This is a genomic window from Saccharothrix coeruleofusca (assembly GCF_017876325.1).
In the GTDB taxonomy this organism is placed as follows: Bacteria; Actinomycetota; Actinomycetes; order Mycobacteriales; family Pseudonocardiaceae; genus Actinosynnema; species Actinosynnema coeruleofuscum.
Genome location: NZ_JAGINV010000001.1, coordinates 1,662,239 through 1,672,754, shown reverse-complemented (window position 1 = coordinate 1,672,754; position 10,516 = coordinate 1,662,239). Strand labels below are relative to the sequence as shown.

The window sequence follows — 10,516 nt, the reverse complement described above, 5'->3', positions numbered from 1 at the left end:
TCGCCTACCGCGCGAACCGAGCGTTCGTGACGTCGGGTGGTGGTTACCGGCCCTGCGGGGTGGGACGGGTGGTACTCGCGGGCGGGGTGGGTGGGGTCAGGATCAGGGCGTCGGCTGCGGGCAGGTCGAGCGGGGCTTCCGCAATGGCCGCCACGGACGCGGTGGCCGCCACGTCGGCGGGCGGGGTCACGCGCGCGGTCGTCCCGGTCGGGTTCACCGCGACCCACCCGTGCGCGTACCGCCGCGTCCACACCCCGGACGGCAGCCTGCGGGCCGCCTCGACCGCCTCCCCCAGCCCGGTCCCCTGGTGGGGTGACCAGTCCGGGTCGCGGTAGTCCGGTGTCCGCGCCCCGCTCCAGCACGTGCGCGGGCCCGCCAGCAGCGCGGCCGAGGCGTAGCCGACCCGCTCGTCCCGCCCGCCCTCGACGGGCGTCACCAGCAGCAGCCACGACCGGCCGAGCGCGGCCGAGGCGCGCAGCTGCTTCCACTCGTCGCCGCGGAAGGTCAGCACCCCGCCTGCCCCGTCGTCGCCGCGCAGGCCGAAGCTCTCCTCCATGCCACCGCCGTGGCGGGAGTGCGCCGACCACCGGCCGGGCGTCAGGCGGGACTCGGAGATGTTGGGGACCAGCACCTTCCCTGCCCGCCGCAGCGCCTCGCCCGCGGTGGCCACCAGTGCGTCGAGCCCGCCGCGCAGCACCCGGTCGGTCTCCTCGGCGTCCGCGGTGCCCGAGAGCACCGCGTCGGAGTAGTGCCGCAGCGTGCTGAAGTCGTTGTCCGCCAGCACCCCGTCCCACCCCTCGCGGACCACCTCGGCGAGCACCGCCGCCGTCCAGCTCTCCCGGTAGTCGGGGTGCCACACCGCCATCTGCCAGTGCCGGGGGTAGGACCGCCACTCGATGCGCCGCCCGGTGCCGTCCAGCGCGAACCACTCGGGGTGCCCGTCCTCGGCGGCGTGGTAGCCCACCCCGGTGGGCAGGTAGCGCGCGTCGCGATCGCCGTGCACCGCGCCGGGGTAGTCGCGGGTGCTGGCGAGGTCCTTGTAGACCAGCACCGTGATCTCCGGGTTGAGGGCGCGCAGCCTGCGCATCGCGGCGGTCTCGGTCGCGTTGAGCACCACCAGGTCGTAGTGCCGCGCGGCGAACCCGATCTCCGCCGGGGTCGGCGGCTCGCCGATGCCGTACCACCACGCGCACGGCGCGGCCGGTGCGGGTGGCGCGTCCGGGGCGGAGCCGGAGAGCAGCCCGAGCAGCAGCAGCGCGGCGGCGCAGCAGCGGCTCAGCGATTTCTTCGGCACACCAGCTCCCCCACCGTCAGCAGCAGGATTTTCACGTCCAACCACAAAGACCAGTTGGCTATGTAGTAGTTGTCGTAGCGCGAGCGGTCGACGATGGAGGTGTCCCCCCTCAGGCCGTGCACCTGGGCCAGCCCGGTCAATCCGGTCGGCACCCGGTGGCGGGCCCAGTACAGCTCGTGGATCGCGGAGAACTGGCGCACGAAACCCGGCCTTTCCGGGCGCGGTCCGACAATGGACATGTCGCCCCGCAGCACGTTCCACAACTGCGGCAGCTCGTCCAGCGAGGTGCGCCGCAGGAACCGGCCGACCGGCCCCACCCGCCGGTCGCCCACCACCGACCAGCGGACCTGGGAGTCGTCCTCGCCGCTCATCCGCACGCTGCGCAGCTTGTAGAGCACGAACGTGCGGTCGTCCATGCCGACCCGCACCTGGCGGAAGATCACCGGCCGCCCGCTCTCCAGCAGCACGGCCAGCGCGCACAGCGCCAGCACCGGGGCCAGCGCCACCAGCGCGCAGGCCGCCAGCACCAGGTCGAACACCCGCTTGAGCCACCAGCTGGGGCGGGCGGTCGGGGCGGTGCCCAGCCGCATCAGCGGGTAGCTGCGCAGCCGCTCCACGTCGGGCCCGTCCTGGTAGAGCTCGTACATCCGGGGCACCACCAGCGCCGTGCAGCGCAGCCGGTGGGCGGTGATGGCCGATTCCACCACCGGCGAGTCGCGGGCGTGGGAGAAGGCCAGCACGACCGTGCCCACGCCCAGCCGGACGATCTCGTCGGCCAGTTCGCCGTCGAGCAGCCGCACCGGCAGCGAGGCCGGGTCGCGCACCGGCTCCGGGTCGACGAACCCGACCGGGAGCAGGCCGAACTCCGGGTGCGCCTGCATGGCGCGGACCAGGTCCACCCCCACCTTGCCCGCGCCGACCACGATCGCCCGGTCGCAGCGGCGCAGCTTGCGCCTGCACCAGCGGCCGAAGGCGAACACCGCCAGCCGGGCGGGCTCGCTCAGCGCGGCGAAGGCCAGCACCGCCCACTGGGCCGAGGTCGCCTCGGCCGAGGGTGCGACCAGCGCGATCACGGTGACCAGCGCGAACGCGGTCGCGGTCGCCGCGGCGGAGCGGGGCAGGTCCTGGAACCAGGACAGCCACAGCCGCCTGCGGTAGAGCCTGCGGCCCGCCCGCACGCCCAGCAGCGCGGCAACCACCACGGCCGTCCAGCCCGCGTCGAGACCGAGGCGGGCGGAGGCGACCACCGCCGCGAGCGCCTCGACGGCCACGAGCAGCACCGCCACGGCGTTGACCCGCCGCAGCACCACGTGCGCCGGGGCCCGCTCGGCAGGCCGTCCCGGCAGCCGCGCCTGCCACCTCCTCGGCCTCGGCACCGAGGGCGACGCCGTCGCCGAGTCCACGCCGTTCGCCATGATCCGCCCTTCACCCAACCATTCGAGTTCACTCGAACGTGATTTTCCGATCATTAGGAGCACCTTTACGTGCAAGTCGCGGACTCGCACCACCTAATCGATTGAAAATCACCCCCCTCCGAGTGAGCCACCGCAAGGAATCGCACTGTTTTCGTTACGTGGGAAGACTTTAAATCATCCGACGCCACATAGCCCGTCGGCCCCGGCGGACCAATAATTCTGACCCGTGATCCGGCTTCAACGGAAATGAGGTCCCGTGGTTCCCGATGACACCGAGGTGCGCACCGCGCCGCAACCGGTCGAACCGAGCACGACGCGCACCCGAGGCCGGGCGCACGTCGTGCTGCCCGCCTACAACGAAGCGGCGTCGCTGCCCCCGCTGCTGCGCAGGCTCGCGGACGTGGCGCGCACCGAGGAGGTGACCGCATGGGTGGTCGACGACGGCTCCTCCGACGGCACCGCGGCCGCCGCCGAGGCGGTCCGCGGGCTGGACGTGCGGGTGGTGCGCCACCCGGTCAACCTCGGCCTCGGCCAAGCCGTGCAGTCCGGTCTGCGCGCCGTGCTGGCCGACGCCGACCGCGACGACGTGGTGGTCGTGATGGACGCCGACGACACCCACGACCCGGCGCTGATCCCCCGGCTGCGCGCCGAGGTCGCGCGCGGCGCCGACGTGGTGATCTGCTCGCGGTTCGTCGCGGGCGGCGACGACGCCACCGCGCCGCCGCACCGGCGGGCGCTCTCCCGAGGCGCGGCCGTGCTGTTCCGCCGGGTGCTGGCGGTGGAGGGGGTGCGCGACTTCACCAGCGGGTTCCGCGCCTACCGGGTCAGCCTGCTGCGGCGGGCCGCCGAGCACTGGGGCGAGCGGCTGATCGAGGAGCGCGGCTTCGCCTGCATGGTGGAACTGCTGCTCAAGCTCCGGCACTGCCGCCCGGTGATCACCGAGGTCCCGCTGGAGCTGCGCTACGACCGCAAGCGGGGCCCCAGCAAGCTCGCGCTGCGCCGCACCGTCGCGCAGTACCTGAGGCTGCTGGTCCGCGACCGGCTCGCGCCCGCCCCCTACCGGGCCCTGTGAGGTGGCCGCGATGAGGAGCGACGCGCCGCGCGTGGCGGTGGTCGGCGGCGGCATCTGCGGACTGGCCGCGGCGCACCGGCTGGCCCGCTCCGGCGTCCCGGTGACCGTGCTGGAGGGCAGCGACCAGCTCGGCGGGCTGGGCACCTTCGCCCCGTGGCGCGACACCTGGGTGGAGCGCTTCTACCACTGCGTGATGCCCTCGGACGAGCACCTGCTGGCGCTGCTGGACGAGCTGGGCCTGCACGGGGCCGTGCGCTGGCGGCGCACCGGGATGGGCATGGTGGTCGACGGCCGCCGCCACCCGTTCAACTCGGCGCTGGACCTGCTGCGGTTCACCCCGCTGGGGGTGTTGGACCGGCTCCGGTTCGGGGTGGTCACGCTGCTGCTGCGGCGGTTGGGCCGGGGCCGCGACCTGGACGCCACGCGCACCGAGGACTGGCTGCGCGGCCTGTACGGCGACGCGGCGTGGGAGACGCTGCTGGCGCCGCTGTTCGGCGCCAAGTTCGGGCCGTCCTTCGGCGACGTGCCCGCGCTGTACCTGTGGCAGCGGCTGGGCCGCGAGAGCAACGTCTCGGTGCGCGGATACCCCGCGGGCGGCTACAAGGCGGTCGTCGACGCGCTGAGGGCTGCCATCGAGGCCGAAGGCGGTGTGGTGCGCACCGGCTCCCCCGTGCTGCGGCTGGGCGGCGGCGGGGTGGTCGCGCTGGCCGACGAGGTGCTGCGCGCCGACCGGGTGATCTGCACGCTGCCGCTGCCCGCGCTGCGGCGGATCGCCGACGAGGAGCTGGCCGCCCGGCTGCCCGACCTCCAGCTGCCCTACCAGGGCGTGGTGAACGCGCTGTTCTTCCTGCGCAAGCCGCTGTCCGGGCACTACTGGACCCCGGTGGTGCGCTCGGGCGCGGACTTCGACGGCCTGGTGGAGATGTCCGCGCTGACCGGCGCGCTCGACGGGCGGCACCTGGTGTACGCCATGCGCTACACCGGTCGGGACTCCGCGCTCTACCACGAGGGCGACGAGGCGGTCGCCGCCCGGTGGACCGAGCAGCTGCTGCGCCTGCACCCCGACCTGGCCCCGGCCGACGTGGAGGAGGTGCGGGTGTACCGGGCCCCGTTCGTGGAACCGGTGTACCCGCTGGGGTTCCTGAGCAGGCAGCCACCCGTGGAGCTGCCGGGGACCTCGCTCCTGCTGGCCACCACCGCGCACGTCTACCCGGCGGTGACCAGCTGGAACTCCAGCGTGCGGCTGGCCAACCGGGTGGCCGCCCTGGTCACCGCGTCGCCGCGAGGCGCGCCGCGGCCGTGAGCCCGCCGCCGACCAGCGGGCGCATCGCGGCGGCGATCAGCGCCGAGGGCGAGCCGCTGCCGTAGGGCGAGGGGATCTCGCGCAGCCGGGCGCGGTGCCCGGCCACGTCGTCCAGCCACTTCAGCGCCTCCTCGCCCACCCTCGGTCCGGGCGGGACCAGCGTGCCGAAGGTGCCCTCGATCTCCGGCCGCTCGGTGCTGCGCCGCACCACCACCACCGGCCGCTTGAGCACGCTGACCTCCTCCTGGATGCCGCCCGAGTCGGAGATCACCACGGCGGCGCAGCGGGTCAGCGCCAGGAACGCGCGGTAGTCCTGCGGCTCGACCACCCGCAACCGGTCGAGCAGGGCGCGCAGGCCGAAGGAGTCCACCCGCTTGGCGGTGCGCGGGTGCAGCGGCAGCAGCACCGGCAGCGGCAGCCGGACCAGCTCGCGCAGGACCGTCTCCAGGGTGGCCGGGTCGTCCACGTTCTCCGGGCGGTGCAGGGTGGCGATCGCGTAGCCGTCCTGCGCCAGGCCGTGCCGGTCCAGCACGGCGCTCTCCTCGTCGGGACCGGGCAGCGCGGCCTCCAGCGCTTCGACCACGGTGTTGCCGGTGACCGCGATGCGGTCCGCGGGCACGCCCTCGGCGAGCAGGTTCGCCCGGTTGAGCGGGGTGGGCGCGCAGCACAGGTCGGCGAGGTGGTCGATGAGCACCCGGTTGTGCTCCTCCGGCATGGCCCGGTCGTAGCTGCGCAGCCCCGCCTCCACGTGCACCAGCGGCAGGTCGTTGGCGTTGGCCGCCAAGGCGCCCGCCAGCGCCGAGGTCGTGTCGCCCTGCACCAGCACCGCGTCGGTGGCGTGGCGGGCGAGCACCTCGTCCACCGCGACCACGGCCCGGCCGAGCTGGGTGCCGCGCCGGACGCCGCCGAGGGCGAACTCGTGGAAGCTGCCCGGTTCGGCGACCCCCGCCAGTATGACCTCGTACATCGATCGGTCGTAGTGCTGTCCCGTGTAGACGATGGAGCACCGCTTGCCGAACAGGGCGACCAGCGGCGCGATCTTGATCAGCTCGGGGCGGGTGCCGCAGACCACCGTGACCGCACCCCCGCCCGCGGGCTGGGGCTGGAGGGTCAGCTCGGAGGGCCTGGTGCGGCCGGAGGCCAGGAAGTCCTCGTACGGCCGCTTGAGCACGGCGAGCGGGACCTCCGCGTGCGGCTGCTCGGACTCCGGGCACCAGAAGATGTCCGCCGAGCCGAGGAAGTCGGCGGGCACGTGCTGGCGGCGCACGCCGCGCGGGTGCCCCGCCACCCCGGTGTCGTTGACCAGGGTCAGCGGCGGCTCTTCGGCGAAGCGGGGCCGCGCCGCGTAGGCCAGGCCGACCTGACGGCCGCAGCGGCCCTGCGCGCAGCCGCACCGCAGCACCACGGCGACCTCCAACGCGCTGTCGCCCATCGGAACGCTCACAGCGAACGACAAGGCTCCCCTTTTCCCGTGGCGCGGGCCACGTCATGCCGACACGTCATGCCAGAAGCGAGCGCCTCCGCGCGAGGCGATGAGGACGTTAGGACTTCCGGCGGGAATTTCCCTTGTGGCTCAATCGATCGGGTGAACTTCGGCGTGCCGCGCGCTGCCGCGTCGCGCCGTGGTGGATACGGTTTGATCGCCCATTCCCGGCTCTACCAACGGATTTCGAGGACGGCGATGAGGAAGTACCCGGTCGCGCTGGCCGCCGCGCTGGTGGCGGTGGCGCTGGTGGTCGTGCCCCGCGCGCACGCGACCGCCGCCCAACTGCTGCCCGACCTGAGACAGGCGCCGGTGGGGTGCGATGGGGGCTTCATCGGAGACCTGAACCGCTGTGACAGCTGGGACGTGTGCGCGGTCGCCGACGCGAACGCGCCCAACGGCGACTGCTTGCTGACCGGCGCGATCCGCGCGGTGCGCCTGAGGTTCACCACCGCGGTGGACAACATCGGCGACGGCCCACTGCTGCTGCACGCCGAGCGCGCGAGCCGCGACGTGCCGACGATGACGGCCCGGCAGGCCTTCCAGTCCGGTTCGGACGGTTCGATCCCGTGGACCTTCGCGCAGGCCCAGCACCCGCTGCCCACCTCGGTGTACTACGAGCCCGCGCAGTCGCACCAGCACTGGCACCTGGGGGCGTTCAACCACTACCAGCTGCGCACCCCGCAGGGCGACGCGCTGGTGACCGACCGCAAGAACGGCTTCTGCCTCGGCGACCGGTACCGGGTCGCCGACCGGCTGGCCCACCGGCCACCGGGCGCCGGGCGGCCCGAGGACGCGCTGGCGGACTACCTGCGGGACAACATGTGCGGCCACCGCGCGCCCGAGGCGCTGTCGGTGACGCACGGGATCTCGGTCGGCTCGGGTGACGACTACGCGCACACCGTCGACTTCCAGTGGCTCGACATCAGCCGCGTGCCCTCGGGGGTCTACGACGTGGTGAACACGGTGAACGGCGACCGCAGCCTGGTGGAGCAGGACTACGCCAACAACTCCTCGTCGATGGCCGTGTCGATCCAGTGGCCGATGGGCGCGGCGCAGCCGCCCAAGGTCATCACCGCACCGCCGGTGGTGCGGGTGCTGGGTCACTGCCCCGGCACGGCGCGCTGCGCGGCCACGCTGCCGGGTTGAGGCGCGGCGTCCTGCCCAGGCGAGGGGATCAGGTGGCGCAGGGTCCGGTGGCGGAGGCGTAGGGCGCCAGGCGGCGCGGGAGGTCGTCGGCGGCGGGACGCGGGAGGGGCGGGGCCGAGGCGGGGACCTGCCCGTCGCGCAGCAGGCGCTCGACCCACCGGGCCACGCGGGAGGGCGGCGGCAGTACGTCACCACCCAGATGGGCGACCACGACCAGGTCCTCACCAGCACCCAGCTCCACCGCGACCGACCAGCCGCGCTGCTCGTCCCACAGCAGCGCCACGTCGCGGTCGGGGAACATCGCCACGTGCCCGTCCAGCGGCAGGTAGGCCGACGCGGGCTCCACCTGCACGCAGAAGCACTCGCCCCGCAGGCCGAGCGCCTCGCCGACCGTTCGCACGTAGCCGCGCAGACAGCGCGCCGGGTCGTCGTCGAAGTCGAACTCCATCACGCCATCGCCGCCTTCTTGACCCAACAGGGTGCAACGCGTCGACTGTTTGACGTAATGAAGCACATACCCCCGGACGAGGGATGGCAACCGCTGGGCTTACTGTTCCGATTAAGCAGGTGTGGGCACAGCCGCGTACGTCACCCGGTCGGGTACAGCCCATCGTGCGAGACGGGGTTCCAGGGCCCGGTACACGTCCGGGTCGAGGCCCATGCCGGTGTGCGTGCTGGACACCTCCACGCACTCGGCGAACGGTTCCTGGCACAGGTGCCAGGGCGCGATGCGGTCCTCCCGCGAGTACACCGCCACGGCGGGCACCTCCAGCGGCGCGGCCATGGCCGCGATGTTCTCCTCGAAGCAGGGCCCGGCGAAGCAGTCGCCGTCCAGCAGGCCGGGCAGCCCCGCGGCGGACAGCCGGGCCAGCGCCCGCGCCACCCGCACCACGCTGGGGTGCGCGCCCAGCGGGTCGAGCACGGGGCTGGCCAGCATCACCAGCCCGCGCACCAGCTCCGGTCTGCGCACCGCGACCAGCCTGGCCAGCCAGCCGCCTCGGCTCTGGCCCAGCAGCACCACCGGGCCGCCGGTGGCCTCGGCGTGCTCCCGCAGCCTGCGCTCGATCCGGTCGACCAGCTCGCTGGTGCAGCCGACGTTGAGGCCGATGCGGGCGGGGGCGGGCCGGTAGCCGCGGCGGCGCAGCCAGGTGGCGGTCAGCGCCAGGCTGGCGTCGCCGAAGCCGAAGCCGGGCACCAGCAGCACGCCCGTGCCCCGGCCCTGGTCGGGGTCGGCGGCCCGCCACACCGGGTCGCGCAGCAGCCTGGGGATGCCCATCATCGCCACCAGCACCTGCTCGCGGGTCGCGGCCCGCACCGCGTCGAGAACCCCCATCGGACTGCCCTCCCGTCGTGGATCGGTGCTCCTCGGAGTTCCCCCCTTCCGGCGGTTGAATCTTCGGCTGTGAAGCGGTTTCACCGCACAGTCAGGTGGAGATCCCCCGACCGGGCGACGGAAGGGGAACACCGTGCATGACGACACGCCGCGCGCCCGGTGGGACGCGGGTGTCCGGAGCGTGACCGCGTCGGGACCGCGCGGCGGGCCGGTGGTGGCGCTGGTGCCCGGTCTGGGCGCGCTGGGCTACCTGACCGACACGCTGACCGCCTGCGGTGCGTGGGCCCGCTCGTTCCTGCTGGACCTGCCCGGTTTCGGCCACCCGCCGCCGCGGCCGTGCCCGCCGGAGGTCCCGGCCATCGCCGGGGCCGTGTCGCGCTGGCTGGACGCGGTGGCCCCGGAGGAGCCGGTGGTGCTCGTCGGTCACTCGACCGGGGCGCAGGCCGCGTTGCGCGTGGCCGCCGGGCGGCCGGACCGCGTGCGGGCGCTGGTGCTGATGGGGATGACGTTCCCGCCCGAGCAGCGCCGGTTCCCCGGCCTGGCGCGGGCCGCCGTCCGCGACCTCGCGAGGGAACGACCGGTGCTGCTGCCGGTGGTGCTGCCGTACTACGCGCGCGGCGGCCCTCGGGGGCTGGCCCGCATCGTCCGCTCCGCCCAGCGCGACCAGCCCGAACGCACGATCCGCGACGTGCGCTGCCCGGTGCTGCTGGTGCGCGGCGAGCAGGACACCTTCGCCACGCAGGACTGGGTGGACCACCTCGCCGCCGCCGCGCCGGACGGCCGAGCGGTCACCGTGCCCGGCGCGCACACCTTCCCCTACCGCCGCGGCGGCCTCACCGCGGCCCTGATCGCCGACGCCGCCGACACGGCCCGATGAGCCCGCGGATCGGTACCCACCACCACCCGACCACCACGCGAGGCCGCGTCGGTCTGCCGGGCCGACTTCCCCAGCGGCCGAGCCGCCGTCTGCGGAGCAGCGGCCATCAACACAGCAACTCAGGCGCGCTTGCGCTCCAGGACGGTGCCGAGCACGCCCAGCAGCACCATGCCCGCTCCCAGGAACAGGTGCAGCAGGTTGTCCGCCGGGTTGAGCGGGATGAAGTTGGTGCCGCTGTCCTCGTGGATCACCGAGCCGTACACCCACAGCAGCAGGTAGGCGAACCCGCCGACCACCAGGTAGCCCCGCGCGCCGCCGCCGCGGCGGGCGGCGAGCAGGCCGAGCGCGCCGAACAGCAGGTGCACCAGGTTGTGCAGCACCGAGACCTCGAACAGGCCGAAGATCCTGGCCTGGGAGCCGGGTCCGGCGAAGCGCAGCTGGTCGAAGTCGGTGGTGATGCCTGGGATGAAGCCCAGCACCCCCACCACCAGGAACACCACGCCGACCACCAGGGCGAACACCTGGACGGGGCGGCGGCGCACGTCGGTGCGCCCAGCTGAGGTCGTCACGGCTGTCCTCCAATCACCGGG

At 74.0% G+C, this 10,516-nt stretch carries 10 protein-coding genes; 4 read left to right on the top strand and 6 right to left on the bottom strand.

Features of this window, described 5'->3' with window-relative positions:
* Positions 1–43: 43 nt before the first annotated feature.
* Positions 44–1,294, bottom strand: coding sequence for a putative glycoside hydrolase family 15 protein (locus tag JOF41_RS07910; RefSeq protein ID WP_209617403.1), 1,251 nt, complete (start codon positions 1,292–1,294; stop codon positions 44–46).
* Complete coding sequence (locus JOF41_RS07905) at positions 1,276–2,709, bottom strand: exopolysaccharide biosynthesis polyprenyl glycosylphosphotransferase (protein ID WP_189226610.1); 1,434 nt, start codon at positions 2,707–2,709, stop codon at positions 1,276–1,278. The genes JOF41_RS07910 and JOF41_RS07905 overlap by 19 nt, the downstream gene beginning before the upstream one ends.
* A 256-nt stretch (positions 2,710–2,965) precedes the next feature.
* Between JOF41_RS07905 and JOF41_RS07900 the strand changes: the two genes are divergently transcribed.
* Together JOF41_RS07900 and JOF41_RS07895 are read left to right on the top strand one after the other, a co-directional pair.
* On the top strand, positions 2,966–3,781 hold the full coding sequence (locus tag JOF41_RS07900) for a glycosyltransferase (protein ID WP_209617400.1): 816 nt from the start codon (positions 2,966–2,968) through the stop codon (positions 3,779–3,781).
* 10 nt (positions 3,782–3,791) lie between these two features.
* A complete protein-coding gene (locus JOF41_RS07895) occupies positions 3,792–5,084 on the top strand; it encodes an FAD-dependent oxidoreductase (RefSeq protein WP_209617397.1) in 1,293 nt (430 codons plus the stop codon).
* Here JOF41_RS07895 and wecB read toward each other — a convergent pair.
* Entirely contained in the window at positions 5,050–6,528 is a 1,479-nt protein-coding gene (gene wecB / locus JOF41_RS07890) for a non-hydrolyzing UDP-N-acetylglucosamine 2-epimerase (protein ID WP_229796201.1), read from the bottom strand. The genes JOF41_RS07895 and wecB overlap by 35 nt on opposite strands.
* Before the next feature lie 237 nt (positions 6,529–6,765).
* On the opposite strand from wecB, the gene JOF41_RS07885 reads away from it, so the two are divergent.
* Complete coding sequence (locus JOF41_RS07885; RefSeq protein ID WP_209617394.1) at positions 6,766–7,716, top strand: lysyl oxidase family protein; 951 nt, start codon at positions 6,766–6,768, stop codon at positions 7,714–7,716.
* A 28-nt stretch (positions 7,717–7,744) separates the two neighbouring features.
* Here the strand turns inward: JOF41_RS07885 and JOF41_RS07880 are convergent, their stop codons facing one another.
* Together JOF41_RS07880 and JOF41_RS07875 are read right to left on the bottom strand one after the other, a co-directional pair.
* Complete coding sequence (locus JOF41_RS07880; protein WP_209617391.1) at positions 7,745–8,164, bottom strand: DUF6292 family protein; 420 nt, start codon at positions 8,162–8,164, stop codon at positions 7,745–7,747.
* Positions 8,165–8,275: 111 nt separating this feature from the next.
* Entirely contained in the window at positions 8,276–9,049 is a 774-nt protein-coding gene (locus tag JOF41_RS07875; protein WP_244989537.1) for an alpha/beta fold hydrolase, read from the bottom strand.
* Positions 9,050–9,182: 133 nt separating this feature from the next.
* On the opposite strand from JOF41_RS07875, the gene JOF41_RS07870 reads away from it, so the two are divergent.
* A complete protein-coding gene (locus JOF41_RS07870; RefSeq protein ID WP_209617390.1) occupies positions 9,183–9,926 on the top strand; it encodes an alpha/beta fold hydrolase in 744 nt (247 codons plus the stop codon).
* 119 nt (positions 9,927–10,045) lie between these two features.
* Here JOF41_RS07870 and JOF41_RS07865 read toward each other — a convergent pair whose 3' ends face one another.
* Positions 10,046–10,495 carry a DUF4383 domain-containing protein gene (locus tag JOF41_RS07865; RefSeq protein ID WP_209617388.1) on the bottom strand — a complete coding sequence of 150 codons (450 nt, stop codon included), beginning with the start codon at positions 10,493–10,495 and terminating at the stop codon, positions 10,046–10,048.
* Positions 10,496–10,516: the final 21 nt, after the last annotated feature.